Annotated in this window: 16 protein-coding genes and 2 tRNA genes; 3 read left to right on the forward strand and 15 right to left on the reverse strand. The window is 39.5% G+C overall.

Annotation, left to right across the window (positions count from 1 at the left end):
- Positions 1–79: 79 nt before the first annotated feature.
- The 8 genes from RM545_RS16460 to RM545_RS16495 form a co-directional block, all read right to left on the reverse strand.
- Positions 80–154: transfer RNA gene (locus RM545_RS16460), tRNA-Val, on the reverse strand.
- 48 nt (positions 155–202) lie between these two features.
- Positions 203–277 (reverse strand) — tRNA-Val (locus RM545_RS16465).
- A 67-nt stretch (positions 278–344) separates the two neighbouring features.
- Entirely contained in the window at positions 345–1565 is a 1221-nt protein-coding gene (locus RM545_RS16470; RefSeq protein ID WP_311496381.1) for a bifunctional folylpolyglutamate synthase/dihydrofolate synthase, read from the reverse strand.
- Entirely contained in the window at positions 1566–2390 is an 825-nt protein-coding gene (locus RM545_RS16475; RefSeq protein ID WP_311496382.1) for an energy transducer TonB, read from the reverse strand.
- A 1-nt stretch (position 2391) separates the two neighbouring features.
- Complete coding sequence (locus RM545_RS16480) at positions 2392–2784, reverse strand: ExbD/TolR family protein (protein WP_311496383.1); 393 nt, start codon at positions 2782–2784, stop codon at positions 2392–2394.
- A gap of 1 nt (position 2785) precedes the next feature.
- Positions 2786–3487: a MotA/TolQ/ExbB proton channel family protein gene (locus RM545_RS16485; protein ID WP_311496384.1), complete on the reverse strand. Its 702-nt coding sequence runs from the start codon at positions 3485–3487 to the stop codon at positions 2786–2788.
- 134 nt (positions 3488–3621) lie between these two features.
- Entirely contained in the window at positions 3622–4848 is a 1227-nt protein-coding gene (locus RM545_RS16490) for a Glu/Leu/Phe/Val dehydrogenase dimerization domain-containing protein (protein ID WP_311496385.1), read from the reverse strand.
- 58 nt (positions 4849–4906) lie between these two features.
- Positions 4907–5971, reverse strand: coding sequence for an anhydro-N-acetylmuramic acid kinase (locus tag RM545_RS16495; protein WP_311496386.1), 1065 nt, complete (start codon positions 5969–5971; stop codon positions 4907–4909).
- Positions 5972–6062: 91 nt separating this feature from the next.
- On the opposite strand from RM545_RS16495, the gene RM545_RS16500 reads away from it, so the two are divergent.
- From RM545_RS16500 to RM545_RS16510, 3 genes are all read left to right on the forward strand, one after another.
- Positions 6063–7205: an acyl-CoA dehydrogenase gene (locus RM545_RS16500; protein ID WP_311496387.1), complete on the forward strand. Its 1143-nt coding sequence runs from the start codon at positions 6063–6065 to the stop codon at positions 7203–7205.
- A gap of 548 nt (positions 7206–7753) precedes the next feature.
- A complete protein-coding gene (gltB, locus tag RM545_RS16505; protein ID WP_311496388.1) occupies positions 7754–12277 on the forward strand; it encodes a glutamate synthase large subunit in 4524 nt (1507 codons plus the stop codon).
- Positions 12278–12280: 3 nt separating this feature from the next.
- On the forward strand, positions 12281–13741 hold the full coding sequence (locus RM545_RS16510; RefSeq protein WP_311496389.1) for a glutamate synthase subunit beta: 1461 nt from the start codon (positions 12281–12283) through the stop codon (positions 13739–13741).
- Positions 13742–14718: 977 nt separating this feature from the next.
- On the opposite strand, the gene RM545_RS16515 is transcribed toward RM545_RS16510, so the two are convergent.
- From RM545_RS16515 to RM545_RS16545, 7 genes are all read right to left on the reverse strand, one after another.
- The gene (locus RM545_RS16515) at positions 14719–15591 is read right to left on the reverse strand and encodes a polysaccharide deacetylase family protein (RefSeq protein ID WP_311496390.1); all 873 of its coding nucleotides are present in this window, start codon (positions 15589–15591) and stop codon (positions 14719–14721) included.
- Between the two features lie 150 nt (positions 15592–15741).
- Positions 15742–17373, reverse strand: coding sequence for a glycosyltransferase (locus RM545_RS16520; RefSeq protein ID WP_311496391.1), 1632 nt, complete (start codon positions 17371–17373; stop codon positions 15742–15744).
- 2 nt (positions 17374–17375) lie between these two features.
- The gene (locus RM545_RS16525) at positions 17376–18632 is read right to left on the reverse strand and encodes a glycosyltransferase family 2 protein (RefSeq protein ID WP_311496392.1); all 1257 of its coding nucleotides are present in this window, start codon (positions 18630–18632) and stop codon (positions 17376–17378) included.
- A 10-nt stretch (positions 18633–18642) separates the two neighbouring features.
- Positions 18643–19650, reverse strand: coding sequence for a glycosyltransferase family 2 protein (locus tag RM545_RS16530; protein ID WP_311496393.1), 1008 nt, complete (start codon positions 19648–19650; stop codon positions 18643–18645).
- Positions 19651–19674: 24 nt separating this feature from the next.
- Entirely contained in the window at positions 19675–20949 is a 1275-nt protein-coding gene (locus RM545_RS16535) for an ABC transporter ATP-binding protein (RefSeq protein WP_311496394.1), read from the reverse strand.
- A gap of 6 nt (positions 20950–20955) precedes the next feature.
- Positions 20956–21822 (reverse strand): ABC transporter permease, encoded by an 867-nt coding sequence (locus tag RM545_RS16540; RefSeq protein ID WP_311496395.1) that lies wholly within the window; start codon positions 21820–21822, stop codon positions 20956–20958.
- Positions 21823–21843: 21 nt separating this feature from the next.
- Complete coding sequence (locus RM545_RS16545) at positions 21844–22869, reverse strand: glycosyltransferase family 2 protein (RefSeq protein WP_311496396.1); 1026 nt, start codon at positions 22867–22869, stop codon at positions 21844–21846.
- Positions 22870–23970: the final 1101 nt, after the last annotated feature.

A 23970-nucleotide genomic window follows, 5' to 3' on the forward strand; every position in this document is an offset into this window, starting at 1 on the left:
AAATGGAATTCTTAGAAACATTTTTGGAAAATAAAAAAATCCCACAAACTGGAATTTGTGGGATTAAGTAGTTCTCTTGTGGGTGATACTGGGTTCGAACCAGTGACCCCTACCTTGTCGAGGTAGTGCTCTGAACCAACTGAGCTAATCACCCTTACTTTAACTAAAAAAGGCTCCCGAAATCGGAAACCTTTACTTGTTGTGGGCGCGAAGGGATTCGAACCCCTGACCCCTTGGGTGTAAACCAAGTGCTCTGAACCAACTGAGCTACGCGCCCTTATTCTTGATTGCGGATGCAAATATAGGCTACTTTTTTAATTCACCAAAACAATTTCTCAAAAAAATTAAATTATTTCTGCGACAGTAAAATTACTACCTCCCACAAATATTAAATCCTCGTCTAAAGCCAGCTCCAGAGCGGATTCGTAAGCATCTGTAACCGAATTATATACTCGCCCGTCAAGAGAAAAATCCTTTGCTTTTTCTTGTAAAATTTTAGCCTCAAGACCTCTTGGAACATTTGGCTTACAAAAGTAAAAAACTGCACTTTCCGGAAACAATGGCAGCACTTTATCTAAGTCTTTATCATTAACAACTCCCAGGACTATATGTAACTGGTTGTACTTTTCCTTCTTCAGTTGATTAAAAACAACCTTAAGTCCGTCTTCATTATGTGCAGTGTCCAGAATCACCTTCGGCTTTTGCTGTAAGATATCCCATCTTCCACGAAGACCTGTATTTAATTTTACATGCGACAGCCCTCTTAAAACAGCCGCTTCAGGAATCTTCCACCCCTTCTCCTTAAGAACCTTATTTACCGCGAGGACAGATCTTAAATTCTTTTTCTGATAATTACCTTTTAAATCTATTTCATACTTCGAAAATTTAAAATCTTCAGCAAAAAACAGCTGTGACTGCTTTTCTTCTGCTACAGAAAGGAAAACCTGCTGAGTCTCTTTATCCTTTTCTCCAATTACCACCGGAATGTTTTTCTTAATAATTCCAGCCTTCTCACCAGCGATCTCTGCCCTGGTCGTTCCAAGAAAAGCAGTATGATCTAAGCCGATATTAGTGATAAGGGAAATCTCGGGAGTTATGATATTTGTAGAATCGAGCCTTCCTCCCATACCGACCTCAATAATAGCAATATCTACCTGCTCACTCGCGAAATATTGAAAAGCCATTCCTACAGTCATTTCAAAAAATGAAAGCTGGTTCTCTTCTAAAAAGTTCTGATTTTCTTCAATAAAACGAACTACTTCTTCCTGGGTTATAAGTTTTCCATTAACCTTAATACGTTCACGGAAATCCTTTAAATGTGGTGAAGTGTAGAGACCTACTTTATAGCCTGCTTCCTGAAAAACTGATGCAAGCATATGGCTGCTGGAACCTTTTCCATTGGTCCCGGCAACATGAATAGATTTAATTTTTTTTTCAGGGTTGTCTAAGTGATCCGCAAGTTTAAGCGTATTGGTAAGATCCTTTTTAAAAGCAGCTTTCCCTATGCGTTGATACATGGGCAACTGCCGAAACATCCATTCCACAGTTTCGCTATAAGCTTTCATTTATTCAGATAATTGGAAATCGTATACAATAGTACCCACCTGTCTAGAAGGTGCGTCCTGATCACTGTTAAACCGGGTTGCCAAAGCAGCTTCCCTGGCCGGGTTCATTAAACACGGATGGCTGTTGGTGGTTCCCTGCTTCCCGGGGTCTGCACTAATAACTCTGCCTGACCGATCTACTTCTATTCTCACCACAACCTTTCCTGCCTCATTACAATCTGGGGTGATTTTTGCTTTATTCTCGGCCCTTCTACCTCCCAGACGATAATTTCCGTCGCCATCCAGTCCTGCACTGCTTCCATAGTACTTGCTCGCATTTGGATCTCCGTTAGGATCTCCTTTATCTCCGGCAGCATTATCATTACCTTCACCTCCGGTTTGAGTTCCATTTCTTTCCGGGCCGTTGAAGATACTGTTCATCGCATTGGTAGTAGACTGGTCCGGCTTAGGTTCCGGCTGTTTTACCGGCTCCTTTTCCTTTGGTTTTTCCACCGGCTTTGTTTCCACCGGAGTAGTGATCTTTTTCTTCTTCTCCTCTATTACCGGTGCTTCCTCAATATCCTGAGTTACCACTTCTTCCTTAATTTCAGGTTCCGGAGGAGTTACCTGCGGACTTGAAGTTTGAGGAGCGGATTTCACCGGCTCTGTTGGCTGCTCGGTTCCCGAACCAACTTCGGAAGTACCAAAATTAATAGCAATGCCGTTTTCCGGTGGAGGATCCAGGTAAGTGAATCCGAAGAAAAGTAACAATAATATCAACAAAACGTGCAGGATCACCGTGATAGTCAGGGATTTCTTTTCGTGTTTTGTGTTTAACATTGCCATTTTATTCAGGTTTTACCGCCAGTACTATTTTGTAACTATTTCTATTCGCAATATCCATTACGTTTACCGCTTTTTCTATTGGAACACCTTCTTCTGCCCTCAATATAATAGTCGGATTTTCTTCTCCCGAAAGCCTTGCTTTTAATGTACTTTCTAAAGTGCTTTGGCTTATCCTTTCTTCATTTATATAAAACTGAAGGTCTTTCGTAATACTTACCGCCACCGTTTGCTTACTGGTTGTCTTCCCTTTTGCTTTTGGAAGGATAAGGTCCAGTGCCTCGGGCGTAATTGTCGGAGAGGTTAACATGAAAAATATCAACAACAAAAAAACAATATCTGTCATTGAACTCATGCTAAACTCGGGACTAACTTTATTTCTTCCTCTTAAATTCATATTAAGCAGGTTCGTTTAAAAGATCCAGGAAGTCTACCGCTGTAGCTTCCATCTGGTGCACAACTTTATCTGTTTTAACCACCAGGTGGTTATAACCTATATAAGCAATAATACCTACTATAAGACCAGCAACAGTGGTAGTCATCGCGGTATAAATACCCTCTGCCAAAGCTCCCATTTGTGCCTGTCCGCTACTTGTAGCCAGTTCATGAAAAGCAATTACCATACCTATTACAGTTCCAAGAAACCCGATCATAGGAGCTGCTCCTGCAATTGTTGCGAGGATACTTACGTTCTTTTCCAGCTTATAAACTTCCAGCCTTCCAGCATTTTCAATTGCAGTGTTAATATCCTCCAAAGGACTACCAATTCTGGAGATACCTTTTTCAGTTAGTCGTGCAACAGGAGAGTCTGTCTGGGAACAGCGCATTTTGGCGGCCTTTATGTTCCCGTTAAGCACATTATCTTTTATTTGCAACATGAAATTTTTATCTACTTCACTGGCTGATTTTATTGCAAAAAGTCTTTCGAAGTAAATATATACTGCAACAAAAAGAAGAACAAAGAGGATTACAATAATTACTGTACCTGCAAGACCTCCGCTAAACATTAAATCAAATAACGAAAGGGTTTTTTCTTCTACTACCGGTTCTGCTTCCTGCATTGCATCTGCAACACCGTCCTGCTGAAAAAAGTTTAACATACTATTTAATTAGGTTTTTTTAATTAACGTGATAAAAGAGATTTAATTGCCGCCAAATTTAGCAAAATTAAAGGCAGCTTCTAATCTTTTAAAAGAGAGTACTAAAAATTCTTGTCAACAGTTCGCTTTTTCTTCTAAACTAATTGTTTTAGAGCAACTTCAAAAGCGGTTTTACTGATGTTTTTCCTGCTGCTATTGTTGTCAAATGTATTCTGAATAGCATTTTTTATGGTCATAGAGGTATCATTAAAAATCGCCTCATCTGTCATTTGCACACGCCGTTCCATAAAATAGGCAAAAACCCTCGCCATTCCGCAATTGGAAATAAAATCAGGAATCACGCTTACGCGCTCGTCTGCATATTCCATAATGGGACCAAAGAAAATTTCTTTATCGGCAAAAGGAACATTCGCTCCACAGGAAATTACTTCCAGCCGGGAATTGATCATATTACTAATCTGGTCTTTAGTAATGAGCCTCGAAGCGGCACAAGGCGCAAAAATTTCAGCTTGCAGATTCCAAATTCTTTCATTCATTTCTTCAAAAGGAATAAGTTCAGGATGGCTCAGCACATTTCCTTCTTTAGTAAGAAACAATTCTTTAATTTCTTCAAAATTAAACCCCTCTTCTTTTATAAGACCTCCTTCCCGGTCTATAATACCCACGATCTTCACTCCCATTTGTGAGAGGTAATAAGCCGCCGCAGAACCTACATTTCCAAATCCCTGAACGACTGCCTTTTTTTGGCAAATATCGCCCCCGTATATTTTATAGTAATGATTCACAGCTTCCGCAACCCCAAAACCTGTAATCATATCTGCAACCGTATATTTCCTGCTAACATCTGGTGAGAACTGAGCGTTTTCAAGAACTTTGATCACTCCCTGTCGCAATTGACCTATCCTGTTGATCTTATCTGCTTCCGAAGGTCGAAAATGGCCATTAAAAACACCCTCCTGTGGATGCCAAACCCCGCAATCTTCAGTAATTGGAATAACTTCATGGATTTCATCTACATTTAAATCGCCTCCGGTACCATAGTAGCTTTTTAAAAGCGGCGAAACCACTTTATACCAACGTTCGAGTACTCCTTTTTTACGTGGATCTTTAGGGTCAAAGTTTATACCCGACTTTGCACCACCAATAGCAGGTCCCGAAACGGTGAATTTCACCTCCATCGTTTTGGCTAGGGATAAAACCTCATTAAGATCCAGCCCAAGGCGCATTCTGGTTCCACCTCCCGCAGCACCACCCCGTAACGAATTAATCACCACCCATCCTTCAGCATCTGTTTCAGAATCCTTCCAGTTAAAAACGATTTCCGGATCCTTACTCTCATAAACCTTTAATAATTCTTTCATTGACAAAATTTTTATTCACTCCGAATTTACTTTTTTTAAATAAATTCCGAATCTTACTCTATGGATTATATATTCTTCCAGAGGAATGATCTTTTTTTGCTCCGGTGACGGATTTTAGCACGTTATTTTCTCCTCTCAAACGCAAGGCTCCTAAAAAGGCAAATATTAATGCTTCTTTATAGTTAATAAGCTCTTCGGAAGGAATAACAAATTCGGCACTGGAAATCCTCTTAAGTTCGTTGATCAGAAAATCATTAAACGCTCCTCCTCCTGTAACCAAAACCTTAACTCCTTCGGAATTTTTCACAACTTCAGAAATTTGAAAACCCACATGTTTGCTATACGTGTGAAGCAACGACGGAATATCTTCTTCATATTTCTTTAAAAGCGGAAGTACTTCTGAATTTACCCATTCTACCCCGAGCGATTTCGGTGGTTTTTCAGAATAGAAATGCAGGCGGTTCAACTCATTAAAAAGTTTCTCTTTAAACTCCCCTGAAGCCGCTATTTTACCACCTTCATCATATTCCTTATCTAGTTTTTGAGCGTAAAAATTCAAAACAGTATTTACCGCACAAATATCATAAGCAATTCTTTGATTTTTTATTTCCGCAGAAATATTCGCAAAACCACCAAGATTCAGACAAAAATTAAATTCCGGAAAAAGCAATCGGTCACCAATCGGTACGAGAGGCGCACCCTGGCCGCCCAATTCCACATCCTGCACTCTAAAATCGCAAACAACGGTATGGCCCGTGTTCGCTGCTAATTGCCGATAATTGCCAATTTGAAGGGTATACCCGTTTTGAGGTTCATGTTTTATAGTATGCCCGTGACTGCAAATAGCATCGAGGTCTACTATGTTATTCCTGTATATAAATTGGTTAAGAACGTCTGCAAGATAAGTGGTATATTCAAGGTTTAAACTTTGAAGATCTGCTTCAGAAGAATTAATGGCTCCACTAAGTTTTATCTTCCAGTGATGTTCATAAGGTATGGTTTCGGCTTTTAAAATTTTATAAGCAATCTTTTCATCAAAATGGAATTCCGCAACGGTGATATCAATTCCATCTAAAGAGGTACCAGACATCACTCCGATTAATTTAAAAGAGGATTTTTTCATATTCGTAAAAATAACCAATGTTAATAGAAAAATAGTATCAAAAAGTTATCTTTGGGTACTAAAATTGATCTTTTCTTAAAAAAAATTATATATGGATTTCCAATTAACAGAAGAACATATCATGATTCGTGACGCAGCGCGCGATTTCGCAAATACCGAATTACTACCCGGGGTGATAGAGAGGGACGAAAAGCAGGAGTTTCCAAAAGAACAGGTAAAAAAGATGGGCGAACTTGGCTTCCTTGGAATGATGGCTTCCCCTGAGTATGGTGGCGGCGGAATGGACACTGTAGCATATGTGCTGGCCATGGAAGAGATCTCTAAAATAGATGCCTCTGCTTCTGTTGTCATGTCTGTTAATAACTCCCTGGTCTGCTGGGGCCTTGACACATTTGGATCTCCGGAACAAAAAGAAAAATATCTTTCAAAACTGACTACCGGAGAAGCACTTGGCGCATTTTGCCTTTCAGAACCAGAAGCAGGAAGCGATGCCACGTCTCAGAAAACAACTGCTATTGAGAAAGAGGATCACTACATTCTCAACGGAACAAAAAACTGGATCACCAACGGGAATTCTGCTGATTATTATATTGTAATAGCGCAAACTGATCGTGAAAAGAAACACAAAGGAATCAACGCCTTTATAGTCGAAAAAGGTTCGAAAGGATTTGAAATAGGTCCAAAAGAGAACAAACTCGGGATTAGAGGAAGCGACACGCATTCATTGAACTTTAACGACGTGAAAGTACCTAAGGAAAACAGGATTGGAGAAGACGGTTTCGGCTTTAAGTTCGCCATGAAAACACTTTCCGGTGGAAGAATTGGCATTGCAGCCCAGGCTCTTGGCATTGCTTCGGGAGCATATGAACTGGCAAAAAAATATTCCCAGCAAAGAAAATCTTTTGGAACAGAAATTTGTAATCACCAGGCCATTGCCTTTAAGATTGCAGACATGCACACCAGCATACAAGCTGCCCGTCACCTGGTGATGAAAGCTGCATGGGACAAAGACAATGGGAATAACTACGATCTGTCGGGAGCTATGGCTAAGCTTTTTGCTTCTAAAACAGCAATGGACGTAACTGTAGAAGCTGTCCAGGTTCATGGAGGAAACGGTTATGTAAAAGAATACCATGTAGAACGATTAATGCGTGACGCAAAGATCACCCAGATATACGAGGGTACTTCAGAAATTCAAAAAATTGTAATTTCACGGAGTGTCCTTCGGGATTAAAACAATCCAGGTAAGAACAAAATTCCCGCTTTGCGTTTTTTCTTCGTGATCTCTGCGGTTATTTTTTCTACAGGCAAGATCAGGTGCTAAATTTGCCAATTATCGGCCTTCAGAATTTGAATTTCTGAATACGATTTAATTAACCGCAAAGAACGCAAAGGTTTCGCAAGGCCCAAAGTTGTTTTCTTTGTGTACTCTGCGGTTCTTTTTTCTTCAGCAAAAGTTAGGTGTTAGATTTGCCAATTATCGGCTTTCAGTATTTGTTGTAATCCTTTCACAGGCTTCATTCCTTGCGTTTTATTTTTAGGACCCGGAAATACAACTTCAGAAGGAACAGAAGTTTCTTCACAATACGCTGATCTTCTTTTTGCTAATTAATTATGAAGAATTTAAGAATCTAATAACACTAACCTTTATAAAATATCAAATTATCATTTAATCGTTATTTAATTCCAAATAATCAATTTCTCATTTTGTTTTAGTCACTTCCCTTTATTTTCTTTACTAATTTAGATATTTTTGTAGTATTAATTTAAGGAAGGACGGATATGACACCAAAAAAACAGGGACTCTACTCCCCAGAGTTTGAGCGCGATAATTGCGGAGCAGGATTTATATGTAATTTAAAGGGGAAGCGTACAAATGATATTATACACAAAGCCCTTGACATACTTATTAGGCTTGAACACCGGGGCGCTGTAAGCGCAGATGGAAAAACCGGTGACGGGGCAGGAATTCTTATAGAAATACCTCACGAGTTCTTCAAAAAAGTTTGTGATTTTAAGTTACCGGAATTTAAGTCTTATGCAGTAGGAATGACTTTCCTTCCAAAATCTGCTAACCAACAGAAAATCTGTAAAGAAATTTTCGAAAAGGAAATCACCCGCCAGGGTCTAAGCATCCTTGGATGGAGAAAAGTACCGGTTGATCGCAGTTGCCTGGGTAGCATCGCTACTTTATCTGAGCCTGTGGTAGAACAAATCTTTATAGGCAAAGGAGAAGAAATTACTCCGGAAATTTTCAATTCTAAACTTTATGCTGCAAGAAAGATTGCAGAACACAAAATATACAAATCTGAACTGGCAGAGGCAGAATATTTCTACCTATCCAGTATGTCTACCAATACTATTATTTACAAGGGGCTTTTAATGCCTCAGGACATTAACAGGTATTATCAGGATTTAAACGATCCTGATCTTGTAACCAAGCTTGCTTTGGTACACCAGCGATTCTCTACCAACACTTTCCCTACCTGGGATTTGGCCCAGCCGTTCAGGTATATGTGTCACAACGGTGAAATTAACACCCTGCGTGGGAACGTTAGCCGAATGAAAGCAAGGGAAGAGCTTTTTGAAAGTGAAATCTTTGGTGATGACATAAAAGAAATTACACCGGTAGTGCTGGATGGAAAATCAGATTCCGCTTCTATGGATATGGCACTGGAATTACTCCTACAAACCGGTAGATCCCTTCCGGAAGCCATTATGATGATGGTTCCTGAAGCATGGGAAAAGAACCCTTCTATGTCTGAAGACAAAAAGGCATTTTATGAATATAATGCTTGTATCATGGAGCCGTGGGATGGTCCTGCTTCTATTCCGTTTACAGATGGAAATTATATTGGAGCACTTCTGGACAGGAATGGATTGCGTCCTTCAAGATATACTCTTACCAAAGACGGTTACGTTATCATGTCTTCTGAAACAGGAGTAATAGATATTAAGCCTGAAAACGTTGAACTTCATGGTCGTCTGGAACCAGGAAGAATGTTCCTCGTAGATATGAACGAAGGAAAAATTCTTGGGGATGAGGAAGTGAAAAGCAGTATCGTTTCTAAACTTCCTTACAAAAAATGGCTTAATGAAAATCTTCTTCCGTTAGCGGAAATTCCCTACACAGGCAACAAAACTCCTGTTGAGAAAGAAGATTTTATTAAAAGACAGAAACTTTTCGGGTATACACTTGAGGATATCAGCACCATCATTACTCCAATGGCCACTGCAGGAAAAGAAGCGATTGGATCTATGGGTGCCGATTTACCATTAGCTGTCCTTTCTGAAAAACCACAGTTGCTTTTTAATTACTTTAAACAGTTATTCGCCCAGGTTACCAATCCTCCATTGGACGGTATCAGGGAAGAGATTGTTACAGATATAAGCCTGGCTATTGGTGCAGACAGAAATATTTTTGATATCCTTCCGGAAAATTGCAAGAAATTAAGAATTCAAAATCCGGTAATATCCAACGAAGATCTTGACAAGATCAAGTACATCGAGCATCCCGACTTTCATACTGTTTCTATTTCTATTTTGTATGAAGCAGAAAAAGGAATGAATGGCCTTGAAAAAAGGCTGGAAGAAATTATAGAAGAAATTAAAGTTGCTGTAGATAACGGCTGCAATGCAATTATTCTTTCAGATAGGAATGTTTCTCCTAAAATGGCACCTATTCCTTCCCTTCTTGCATGTTCTTTTGTACACCACAGTCTCAAGAAATACAAAAGAAGATCATCTTTTGGAATTATTATAGAATCTGCAGAACCTCGTGAACCGCATCATTTTGCACTTCTTTTTGGTTATGGCGCAAGTGCTATTAACCCATACATGGTTAATGAAATTATTTACAACCTTTCAGAATCTAAAACCATTCCGGTTGAAGATCCCGAAGTAGCAGTACAAAATTTCAATAAAGCTATTGGAAAAGGTATTGTAAAGATTATGAATAAGATTGGAGTTTCAACGCTGCATTCTTATCGTGGTTCTCAGATATTTGAAATTCTGGGTCTAAACGAAAAATTCGTAAATAAATATTTCACCAACACCCCAACAAGGATTGAAGGGATCGGACTTTATGAAGTTGAAAAAGAAATTCAGAAGAGATTTGATGCTGCTTTTAACCCTCCAAATACAGATGTAGGTCTGAATCTTGAAATAGGAGGAGATTATCGCTGGAGAAGAAATGGAGAACGACATATGTTTAATCCAACCAGCGTAGCCAAACTTCAGCAGGCTGTAAAGCAAAACAATCCTAAAAGCTATGAGGAGTATGCCACTTCTATTAATGAGCAGGCAGAAAACCTCATGACCCTAAGGGGAATGTTTAAATTCAGAGATTTAAATCCAATTTCTATTGACGAAGTAGAACCATGGACAGAGATTGTAAAGCGCTTCAAAACCGGTGCAATGTCTTTTGGTTCTATTAGTAAAGAAGCACATGAGAACCTGGCGATCGCCATGAACCGAATGAAAGGAAAGAGTAATTCCGGTGAAGGTGGTGAAAATCCAGATAGGTTTAACAAAGATCTTGATGGAAACTGGAGAAATAGTGCTATTAAACAAGTTGCTTCAGGACGTTTTGGAGTTTCCATAAATTACCTGAGCAGTGCCCAGGAAATTCAGATAAAAATGGCACAGGGTGCTAAACCTGGTGAAGGTGGGCAACTACCAGGGCCTAAGGTTAATCCTGATATTGCTAAAACACGAAATTCCACACCTTACGTAGGTTTAATTTCGCCTCCTCCTCACCATGATATTTACTCTATTGAGGATTTGGCGCAGCTCATTTTTGACCTGAAAAATGCCAACCGTGAAGCAAGAATAAATGTAAAACTGGTTTCAAAAGTTGGAGTGGGTACTATTGCAGCCGGTGTTGCGAAAGCCAAGGCAGATGTTGTTCTTATCTCCGGATATGACGGAGGAACAGGAGCTTCACCTCTGACTTCCTTACGACATGCCGGACTTCCATGGGAACTTGGGATTGCCGAAGCACAGCAAACTTTATTGCTAAACAACCTTAGAAACAGGATTACCGTAGAATGTGACGGACAGCTAAAAACAGGAAGAGACGTTGCGATTGCATGTCTTCTTGGTGCAGAAGAATTCGGTTTTGCCACAGCTCCTCTGGTAGCTTCAGGTTGTATTATGATGCGTGCCTGTCACTTAAATACCTGTCCTGTAGGTATCGCTACACAGGATCCGGAATTAAGGAAAAACTTTAAAGGAACTCCGGAGCATGTAATTAACTTTATGTATTTCGTTGCCCAGGAATTGCGCCAGATCATGGCCGACTTCGGTTTCAGGACAATTAACGAAATGGTAGGCCAGAGCCAAAAACTGGACATGAACAGGGCTATAGAACATTATAAGGCTCAGGGAATAGATCTTTCTAAGATTCTTTATAAGCCGAAAATTGACGAAGATATGCCGCTGTACTGCACACAAAAACAGGATCATAACCTGGAAAATGTGCTCGACTTTAAGATATTGAACAAAGCACATCCGGCAATTTACCGAAAAGAAAAAATGAGCCTGGACTTCCCGATTAGCAATATTAACCGGACTACAGGAGCAATTTTGAGTAACGAGATCTCCAAAATTCATGGAGAAAATGGCCTTCCGGTGAACACACTCACACTTAATTTTACTGGATCTGCGGGACAGAGCTTTGGAGCTTTTGCTACAAAAGGTCTAACGCTTAATGTGATTGGAAATACCAATGACTATTTCGGAAAAGGTCTTTCAGGAGCTACGCTTTCCGTTAGAAAGCCAAGAGAAGCTACGTTCAAATCCAATGAAAACGTCATTATTGGGAACGTTGCACTTTATGGAGCGACAGGCGGGGAAGCTTATGTTAACGGAATTGGTGGAGAACGCTTCTGCGTAAGAAACTCTGGTGCCAAAGCAGTAATTGAAGGAATTGGAGATCACGGTTGTGAGTACATGACTGGTGGTATAGCTATAATTCTTGGAAGGATAGGTAGAAATTTTGCGGCAGGAATGAGTGGTGGAATTGCTTATTTATACAATCCCGATAATATTCAGGACCCAAACAACTTTAATATGGAAATGGTTAATCTGGAAGAACCTTCTGAAGAAAATCAGAATGAACTACTGGAGCTAATCGAGAACCACTACCGATATACAGAAAGTGATTTCGCCAAAGAAATCCTGGATAACTGGGAAGACAACAAAAGCAAATTCATCAAAGTAATGCCTGAAGAATACAAGAGAGCATTACAAAAAATTGAAGAAGAGAAAATGGAGAAGAAAGAACAAGAACTTAAAACAGCTTAAGAAATGGGAAAATTAAGAGGGTTTTTGGAATACGAAAGAGTCGAAGAGGAAACTTATGCTGTTCCGGAACGAATAAAAAGTTACACAGAATTTACAAAAGAAATTGATAACGAGGATTTAAATGAACAGGGTGCGCGCTGTATGGATTGCGGAATACCGTTTTGCCACAGTGGTTGCCCGGTAGGGAATCTTATCCCTGATTTTAATGATGCTGTTTATAAAAACGAGTGGAAACGGGCAAATTCAATCCTTCACTCCACGAATAATTTCCCGGAGTTTACAGGACGTCTATGTCCCGCACCTTGTGAATCTGCATGTGTACTGGGAATAATTGAGCCTCCTGTTGCCATAGAAATGATTGAGAAATACATTCCGGAAAGAGGCTTTAAAGAAGGATGGATCAAGCCAGAGCCACCAACACACAGGACGGGAAAAACCGTTGCTGTTGTAGGATCTGGACCTGCAGGATTAGCTGCCGCACAGCAGTTAAACCGGGCAGGACATTCGGTTACAGTTTTCGAAAGAGACAAAAAAGTCGGAGGACTACTACGATATGGAATTCCGGATTTTAAAATGGAAAAACATGTAATAGACAGGAGATTAAAAATTCTTGAAGCAGAAGGCATAAAATTTCTTACTGACACAAATGTTGGTGTAAACTACGAAATAGAGAAATTAAAAGAATTTGATGCTATTGTACTTTGTGGTGGCGCTACCCAAAAAAGGCCTTTACCTATTCCAGGTTCAGATGCTGAAGGAGTTGTACAGGCAATGGAATTTTTAAAGCGCAATAACGAAGTTGTAGATGGCCTCGCTGAACCTACAGAAAAATTACATGCCGAAGGAAAAAATGTAATCGTAATTGGTGGTGGTGACACAGGGTCTGATTGTGTTGGTACTTCTAACCGACACGGAGCAAAGTCTGTGACCAACTTTGAAATCATGCCTATGCCTTCAAAAGATCGCACCATAGAAAATCCGTGGCCTTACTGGCCCTTCACTTTAAAGACAAGTTCTTCTCATTATGAAGGAGTGGAAAGAAACTGGAGTATTTCTACCAAAGAATTTGTAAAAGATAAGGAAGGTAACTTGAAAGCCCTGAAAACGGTAAATATTGAATGGGTAAAAGGTGAAAATGGAAGACCCAAACTTCAGGAAGTACCAAATTCAGAAAAAGAATGGCCTTGTGACCTGGTTCTTTTGGCCCTTGGTTTTACAGGACCTGAGAAGACTTTAAGTGAGCAATTAGGTTTGGATCTTGACAACAGAACTAACATCAAAGGAGACGAAAGTTACCAAACAAATGTGCCAAACGTATTTGCTGCCGGAGATATGCGCAGAGGACAATCATTAATAGTCTGGGCAATTTCCGAAGGCCGTGAAGCCGCTTACAATGTAGATAAATTCCTTATGGGCAGTACTAAGCTACCAACTAAAGGAAAAGGCGATTTACCAGCCGCATAATAGCTTTTTGCCATACTTTATAAAGGATCAGTTAACGCTGATCCTTTTTTTTGCTCCAAACTCCGGAATTTTCTTTATTTGGGCGTGCCCTTCGGGCCGGGCTATCCGCGCTACACGGTAGCCGCTCCTATCCCTCACGCAAAATTCTGGTAAAGATCGATAATTGTAAATTTAGAGGCATTGCCTTTTAACAAGATACTAAAGCTACACGGAGCCCAAACCCTACAGACTCCATGCCGATATTTGTCATCTTTAAGCCATCATCCTAAAATTCTGGGGGTTAATTTTCGAAAAACAAATTCCTTTGTCGGAATGGTTCCTTCCCTTGTTTTAAGGGAAGGTGGCTTTATCAGCGAGAGCTGATAAAGACGGAAGGGTAAAAACCTTTTTCTAATTAAAAAATGAGCAAGATCTCACGAGGTTTTTGAAACTGTGGGGTCTATTCCATTTGCCACGGATAGACTCTACTTTCGCCCACGCCCACGAGGTTCAGGAGCATAATTGCCATTCCGGAGTCCGGACCTGGAAAAATACCTACAAGGCCCTAAAAGCCTTACAGAACTCTATGTCGATAATTGCCATTTTACAGGGATCATCTTAGAAAACTTTAAAAGATGCTTTCTTTTAGAAACAGGTGATTTTCACGAATGGTTCCTTCCCTTTTCCAAGTAAAGGTGGCTTTATCAGCGAGAGCTGATAAAGACGGAAGGATAAAAAATATGACTAGAAGCAAAACTCCAATCCTGAACAGTCAATCTATAAAAGTAGATTTTATCACCTTACTTCGCACATACAGGCAACGATATTTCTCATTTCTGGGCTATCCGTTAGAATGTTAAAATGCTTTCAAAAACAGAAATGGATTACTGCAGTGATTCCCCCATATCGAGGGAAAATGGGTATATCAACGAGAGTTGACAAAGGAAGAAGCCTTTAACATAATATCTTGTAAAGTCTAAAGCCACAATAACCGCAGATCATTCTAAATTAAATAATTGCGTAAGTTCCTTCTTCAAAACCAATCCATCAGTATTGTAAACCTGAACCCTTCCAAGACTAAGCGGCATAGAATGGAGATTAACCACTTCTCTCTTTGTACTAAAACCCATCTTCATCCCGTTTTGCGAGGCCACTTTTATAGTGACATCATTATAATTACCATAAGGATAGGCTATGGCATTAATCACAGGATAACTTTGTTCAATCAAAACCTTTTTGTTCACCGCGATTTCCTGAAATTGTCTTTCTGCCGAACAACTTGCCAGAGCAGGATGAGTATGGGTATGTATGCCGTAACTAAAAAGGGTATTAGATGCCAGGTCCTTTAGCTGTACATCTGTCATAGCATAGTTCTCAGCCGTTAAAATCGGGGAATATCCGGCCCATTTCTGTAAATCATCTATAACATCCACAATCATATTGTGGGAAATCGGTTTTAAAAGTTCCCATATTTTTAAGAACAATTCACATCGTTTGGTAGGCGGAGGGTTAAACCACCTCCAGGCCTCCTGCTTCTCTTTAACCTCATTTGTCAAACGTTCATTCTCCAAAAAAAAATCATGTAACTTATTATCAATCAACAGTGTTAACTGATCTGGTAAATTAGGGGAATGAAGGATAATAGCTTCTAAGGCGTCCCACCAAAATAATTGTTCCTTTCCTATAAAATGCGAGGGTACGAAAAAAGTCGCCGGGCATTTATACTTCTCTAAAATAGGTTTGGCATATATGTAATTATCGGTATAGGCATCATCAAATGTGATATATACGCTTTTGTGCTTCACTTTACCGATGTGCAATTGCTCTTCAAGTCTCCAAAGAGGTAATACGTTGAAGTTTTTCTTGAGCATTTTTATTTGAGACTCAAAATTTTCCGGACTAACTGCCAATTGCCAGGGATCTGTTTTGAGGCAGCATATCCTATGGTACATTAATACAACTGCCTTAGACCCTGGCTGATTAAAATATGTTCGCATCCGGCTCCACATTATCCACGGGTTTTATTTAATAGCCATTACGCTCACGATTACCTGGTAATGAGGATCATGTACGTCCATATCCTTTTTATTAATTTCTGGTAATCCCATCCCATAAAGAAATGCACTTGCGACCATAACATTACCATAGGTTTTTACTGAAATATTTTTAGAAGGAAAATACTCTTCCATTAGCCGTTGCATAGATGCATCGGTAAATGACCAAAGCCAATATTTACCCCATCCGTCTTGTGCAATATGGCTGATACCTGGTACGGTGATTAATAAAGTTCCTCCCGGTTTTAAGATTCTATGGCAGGTGGCAATGACCGCCTTAAAATCGTAAATGAGGTGTAGGGTTTGCGTAAGCACAATGCAATCAAAACTATCTGATGGAATATGCGGGGCATTGCTAAGGTCACCTATAAACGTCGCCTGAGGGTTTGACTCATCGATATGCAAAACATCACTTTTTATAACTGCATCACCTCCAAATTCTAAAGTATATGCATTATCACCTATTTCCAATACCCGGCCCTTAATTTGGGACGAATATGCTTTCAGAAAGTTTTCAATATAATACCTGTCTAACGGTCCCCCGCGGTCGTATCCAAACCGGGTACTAAAAGGACTTGTACGGTTGAAATCGCCAAGATCAATTTTTTTCACTTTAGGGACTGTCGGTTTCTTCTTTATTTTATAGAAAATTTTTCTCAGAACATTCATAGGGATCTTTTTATAATTTTTCCTCTTACCCTCATAATCTTCAAAAGGCTGGTTTCTAAATTTCTTATAAAGGCGTTTATCATATTTCTTTAGGGTTTTTATCTCCTCCCTTTCAAATGAAACTTCTCCAGCATAAAGTTGACCCATTAAATTATCATAAACCTTCCTGGAATAATAAGTAGTCCAATAATTTTTCCCTTTTTTATAGGATTCCCTTTCAGTTCTATTCTTAAGATTCTTCTTCTGAAAAGACAATACCCGTAAAGCATAATCCATCATTCCGGAATAATTTGCAGACATATTATCATCGTGCTTTCTGTAGACGGCAATTAATTGATTATGATATATAATTGGGAATAATCTTGTTATTTGAAGGTACATATCATAATCCTCACAATAACGCAAAGAGGTATTAAAACTAAATTTTTCAAATATCCAATGTTGGTACATTACGGCTGCATGCATTCCAATAAAATTCCCTAACAGCAATTCACAATAATAGTCATTGGTGATTTCCTGTTGGATGATCCAGGTCTTATCTTCAGGCTCATAATACAACTGATAGCCTCCAGCCACAAACGCAGCATTTATATCAGATTTTAAATAACCAATATTACGTTCCAAAGCATTCTCCAGGAGCCAATCGTCGGCATCGAGAAAAACAAGATACTCCCCTTTGGCATGTTTAATTCCCGTATTCCTGGCTGCGGAAAGCCCCGAATTCTGCTGATAAACATAGCGCACATCTGGAAAGGTAGCACATACTTCTTTAGTGTTATCAACAGATCCATCGTCGACCATAATGACTTCAAAAAAACGATAAGACTGTGCATAGACACTATCAATTGCTTGTGCCAGATACTTTGCGTGGTTATAACAGGGAATGATTACTGAAACCAATTGTTGTTCTAAATGGTCGGGTACTGGCATGGTTAAGGAGCTATTGATGGTCTATTTTTATTTTCTCTATAAAACCGTATTCCTGAATTGACGCCTCTAAATTCACTCCATAGTGTGCGATAACGAAATTTATATTTGGGAAAACCATTCCTAAGTAAAAGTAGATAATACCTCATTAGTTCAAAATACAGGTATTTTTTGTAGCCTATTTTTTTATTTTGATCATGCTGTATGAGAACAGAAGCGGAATGCCCACGCATATAATTAAATAGTTGTTTGTGCAGTTCCTTTAATCCCCTTCGATGTGCATGATACACTATTGCCCTGGGATTATAATAAATGTTCATCTTGTTAGCTAACATCCTAAACCATATTTCTGAATCACCACTACAGCCCGCTGCACCAACATCCAGCCTGATGTCAAAATAACCAACAACTTCAAGGGCCTTTTTTCTAAAGGCCATGTTGGCTCCCGCCCCTATCTGCCAGACTTTTGGAGCCCCTGGAGATTTATAAATAAAATCACTATTAAAATGGATATCTTCATAGCCCTTGTTGAATCCCCAATTTTTTTCAAATATCTGCTGACTTTCGGTTTCGAGTGAGGATGCTATCACCAGGCCTGTTATTGCATCTATTTTTTCATTTAAAAAACTTTCCCATACGCGATAGCACCACAAGATATTAACACTTACGTCATCATCTGTATAGGCTACTATGGGTGATTTTGCCAATCGGGCACCTGTATTTCGTGCTATATCCAGACCTGGACGTGCCTCTTTGCAATAAATAACCTTATTAAATGCCCGCGTGACTACCTTTGTGCGATCATCTGTGGGGGCGTTGTCTACAACGATGATCTCTCGTGGCCGGCAAATTTGTTCATTCAAACTATCCAGGCAATGTTTTAAACTCTCGCTACGGTTGCGCGTACAAATTACCACAGAGATATCCACTTCCTCGGGAATATTTAGCGCTCTGTAAGGAGTAAGTATTTTCTCCGTTAAGCTAAAAAAGACATGAAAGTCTTGGGATTTAGCTGCTTCGTCTATTTGCTGTACCTGCTTATTATTACCTCCGTAAGCTTTTAACGTAGAAGCTATTATTTCTAAAATAGTTTTAGAAAAATCTGTACAACCTTTATCTTCTATAAAAAGATGACCCAGAGGGATATTGTGCCACCAAAAAACGTAGTAATGCCTATTGCCCGCTTCGGGATGTGAAATATGTGCTAAATCCTGTTCGTGCAATTGCACATGCTGGATAATGTAAGGAGCTATTTTAGGCATAGTTAATAATTTAGGTTTTCCTTCTCTTAAAATACCTTCGGTAAGGGTCGGTCCATATATAAAGTAAAAGAAGCGCAGTCCTGGAAAGCACATAATTATCCCTGTAGATCCTTAAAATGGTCTTAATTTGATTATAGGCCACTTGTTTATTTTTAGCTATAAACCAGGCTCTAAAAGTTTCATTTAATATCCAATAGACATAATTTCTTTTGGCAGTTTTCAGCATCTTTCTTTGATCCTTTTTTGGTAAATAGCTAATGATTACCGCTGTAACTTTTAAGATATCTTTGATATTTTGCCCCGATTGATAACTGCGCCAGGTAATGGAATTTTTATGTTCCCGATACTCAGCCAGAAATTGGGGTGTGTATGCTGTTTCGTAATTTTTGGCTATCCGGGCCCACATCTCCCAATCTTCACCATAATGTACTAAATAAAAACTTCCCAGTTTTTCATAAATTTCCCTTTTTACTGTAATAGCTACATATTGCAGACGGGGGAATTCAGCCAGTTTATGGAGCCAATTTTCAAGTGTACAAGGTTCTTTGGCCTCTATACGGGATTGATGAGAGAAGTTCCCCTCGCTATCTATATGTTCCCAGGCACAAAAGGCAGCTCCGGCTTCAGGGAATTTATCAAAAAGTTTGTTAATTGCTGAATAGTAACCATCTTTTACCCGGTCATCGCCATGCAATAAATGGATATATTCCCCTCTGGATCGATTTATACAGGTTTCAAAATTCCTAAGGCTGCCCACATTAACTTGCTGCTTATAGTAGCTCACGCGCCCTCTTCCCAAGGTCCTTACCAACTCTTCTACGTTAGCATCGGTGCTGCAATCATCTACAACCTCTATCTGCATGAGGGCTTCACCCATATCCTGTCGTAGAACACTCCCTATGGCTTCAGGCAAATAACTGGAACAATTATATGCGGGGATCATCACGGACCACAATGGGCGGGGAAGCCCATCGTTAATCGGTGCAATGTAAGGTGGTGATGTAGGTATCCTTTGCATTTTAAATCATTATGTTTTAGCCATTTAACTCAAAATGGTTAAAGGTTTAAGGATTATAGGGAAATCGGGCCTTACATAGCCCCACCATTTGTCATACCAATTGGTGCTTTCACGATAGTCTGCTATGTCAAACATCAAGCATTCCTGATAGTTAAAAAGCTCTGATGATGTGTCTTTTGAAAAATGAAGCGTGAACATGTAAGACCCGTTATTTAGAAAATTTCCCGGAATGGTACATTCCCCCTCGATCATTCCTTTGGCATATATCTCAGGTTTTGAGGGTATGTCAAATATACACTCCCCCGCCAGAGTAAACAGCAACAGGTCAATAGACAAGACGATATTATCAGTGGCATTATAAAACCTGAACTTTACTGTTAAGGCAGTCCGAATATCTATTACGCTTAGTGGATCATCAAGATGAGGGAGCAATTCTACATAAACAACCCTTATCCTATCATTACCAGGTGCTTCCCTCAAGGTCGGAAACTCTTTGATCCAGCTTTTCTTATGCAGTGAGCCGAGATACTCATTAAGTACTGCTTTGGATTTTCCCCTCGCGCGAACACTACCTCTATCCAGCCAAATAGCTTGTGAGCAAAGGTTACTGACCGCCTGCAGGTTATGGCTTACAAATATGATTGTGCGGCCGCTTTGGCAGGAGGCATCATTCATTTTGCCCAAGCATTTCTTCTGAAATTCAGCATCCCCCACTGCCAGTACTTCGTCAACTATAAGGATATCAGGCTCCAGGTGTGCGGCTACAGCAAAGGCAAGCCTTACATACATTCCCGAAGAATAACGTTTTACCGGAGTATCTATAAAGTTTTCAACCCCGGAAAAATCAACAATTTCATCGAATTTTTTTAATATCTCCGCTTTTTTCATCCCGAGGATATGCCCGCTAATGAAAATATTCTCCCGGCCGGTAAGCTCAGAATGGAATCCCGTACCTACTTCAAGTAAACTGCTGATGCGGCCGCTGCCGCGCACAAGACCCTCTGTGGGCTTTATAATACGCGATAATATTTTTAACAAGGTGGATTTCCCAGCACCGTTATGGCCAATGATCCCCAATATCTCCCCTTCTTTTAGCTCAAAACTTATATTTTTGAGCGCCCAGATATGATCGTTGGTGTCAATCTTTCTGCCATCCCTTATCTCCTGGTTTAGATCCTGCTTGTTAAGGATATTTTTTTGCCACCATAACTGCATGTCACGCCGCAGTGAACCCGACCCAATGGTGCCTAGGTTATAGAGTTTGGAGATATTATCGACCTGTATTACTGTTTTTGACATAACTTTTTATAAAACGTCCATTAGCTTATCGCTCATCTTATTGAAGAGTAGGATCCCTAAAAAAACAATTAATACCATAAAACCTGCACTGTACAACAAGTGTAAGTCGTTTAAGCTACCCACGCCTAAAAATGCAAACCTAAAATATTCAAATAACGAGGATAAAGGATTAAGGTTTACCAACCATCGTACACCTTCCGGAACCATGCTAAGCGAGTAAAAAACGGGACACACAAACATGAGCAGCCGTATGATGAGTTGAATTAGAGACATAAGATCCCGGTATTTTGCTGTGAGCACCGAGAAGATAAGCCCCCCGCCAAAACCTATGCCCGCCGTATTTGCAATAATTGGAAAAATCAAAAGCATTCGTCCGGCATTAAATTCCACCTGCCCCTTAAATACAAAAAGTAGATAGATTGCAAAAAGCAGAAGCAGTTGGATCCCAAACAAGAGCAGCTGAAGCCAGAGAGTAGATAGCGCCACAATGATTCTCGGGAAATACACCTTGCTGAATATCTCTGCATTTTGGGAGAAGGTTTTTGAGATCTGAAGAAAAACCTCCGAAAACAGAGTCCAAAGTGTAATCCCTATCATATTAAAAAGCAAAGGCGGCACACCATCTGTGGGAACACCAATTATTTTATTGAAGACCAATACATATGTGACTACGGTGAGCAAAGGCTGCAATAATGCCCAAAAAGGCCCCAGCAGCGTCTGTTGGTATAGTGCCAGAAAATCCTTTCTGGCCAACTGCACCATCAGGTCTCTATAGGAGTAAAGCTCAACAAATCCAATGTCCCACCACGAGGTTTCGGGCTTGATTTCCCACTCCCATTGCTTCAGCCCAAGGCCGTTTGATTCCTTATTCATTTATTTAAAGTAATCAACAATTCATTTTTTGGAAATATGTTTTCTATTCCGCATTATATGTTCTATCTGCTTATACCTAAGGCCATACATGGCATAAAAGCGCAGCAACCAAAAGAGAGTAACAAAGTCTCTACTCATGCCCCAGGCGCCATAAGCTTGCCTGAATGCCGCTTTTTTATGACAAAGAAGCAACGTATTCGCAACCCTTACCGAAAATTTTGCATGATAGGCATGAGCCTTCTTTCTAATCTTGGATCTTTGGTTTTCGGGTAAATGTTGTTGGATGATATTTATTACCTTTTTAATGTCCTTTATATTCTGACCGCTAAGATAGCTTTTGTGGCTGATGCCGATCCCATGACCCGCGCGATAGGATGCTAAACATTTTGGAGAACAAGCCATTGGAAATCTGGACCCTATCCTTGCCCACATCTCCCAATCTTCACCAAAATGAACGGCATAAAAACTTCCCACTGCCTCATATGTTGAACGTTTAACGACCATGGCCGGGGGCTGAATAAGTTGCTTTACGCCAATCTTATCCATAAAATCAGGTACGATTCCAGGAGCTTCTAACATGCTTTTATTAAAAATGGGAACAATTTGGCTTTCATGATCTATATAATGGAAGTTGGTGAAAGCCGCACCGGCCTCCGGATGATCACGAAATAAATTTTCTATCTCCTCGTAAAAACCACCTTCCACTCTATCATCTCCATGCAATAGATGTACATATTTACCTTTTGAACGGTTGATGCATGTTTCAAAATTTCGTAAGCTCCCGCGGTTTTCTTTTTGCCTGTAATATCCAACTCTCCCTTTACCAATATGATTGACAAGTTTTTCTACATCTCCATCTGTACTGCAATCATCTACCACTTCTATCTGCATAAACTCACTGGAAGGAGCTTGCCGAAGTACGCTTTCCAGAGCTTCGGTGAGGTAATTAATGCAGTTATAAACAGGGATAATTACAGACCATACGGGACGCTCTATCTCAGGAAGAGCCAATATGTTTGGAGGGGATTTAGGAATACGCTCGTTCATGAATTGGTGAATGTCAGTTATATCTTTAATATGTGCAAAAACATATATCCGGGTAAAAAGAATAATTGATCCAATGTTAGAAAGGGATATCCCATTTTAATTAATAAAAAATATTGTCTCTCAATCCCTCACTTCTTCTCCTTCTCATTATTAACCAGGAAAACAGCAATAAATATCCAGATCTTTAAACCCTAGAAACGTTTTGATTATTTCGTTCTCAAAATAAAAACTGTAAACAAAATATTAATTTCTTATGTTAAAGATATGTATAAAATTTAACTTTAAGAGATAGCCAAAAAACAAGTTCAACGCCTTTTTTAGGAAATATACCCCCCTTTTTAACAGGAAAAACAATAAAATGTTGATCTTTTGATGAGAATAAAATACTTTCATTAGTTCTGTGCATCACGAAAGGAATAATATCAAGCCGATTTATGAACAAATTTTTACGTCGTTCTAAACCGTTATATATTTCTATTGTTCATCTATTCTACTCATTTTGAGCCAAAAAGACCTAATGATATAGTTGCGTAAGCAAGCTCAAATATGAGTTTTCCATCTTAGGACTTCCAGAAAATTAATAAGCAATGGTTCCTATGAGAGTTATAAAGAAACGATAATCCTTGAGGAGAAAAATAGAGAAAGATTACCGCCTGAATCGAAAGAATTATTAGAAGAACTAAGAGCGAATTTAGAAGATCGTAAAATGCAAAATCCTTCCTCTATACATTATATTCAATTTTTGCCTGAACATAAGAATTAAAATGATCCTGTAATTACTCTCATTATGGATTAGTTTACACTTCATTTAATATATATCGGCAATATTTTGATTTGGGCGTACCCTTCGGGCCGGGCTATCCGCGCTACACGGTAGCCGCTCCTATCCCTCACGCAAAAGAGTGAAGAGTGAGTAGTGAAAAATTCAACTTAAAGAAAATAATTTCCGTTCTTCAAACTCCTCTTCCCATAGAGCCTGTGAAATTTTAAACACCTATAGGTCTAGTCCTGATAATTGCTATTTTCGAGGTACTTCTTAGAATATTATAAGAGGCTCTCAAAGCCAAGAATGATTTCCACAAATGGTTCCTTCCCTTTTTG

It is taken from the genome of Autumnicola lenta (genome assembly GCF_031846515.1).
In the GTDB taxonomy this organism is placed as follows: domain Bacteria; phylum Bacteroidota; class Bacteroidia; order Flavobacteriales; family Flavobacteriaceae; genus Autumnicola; species Autumnicola lenta.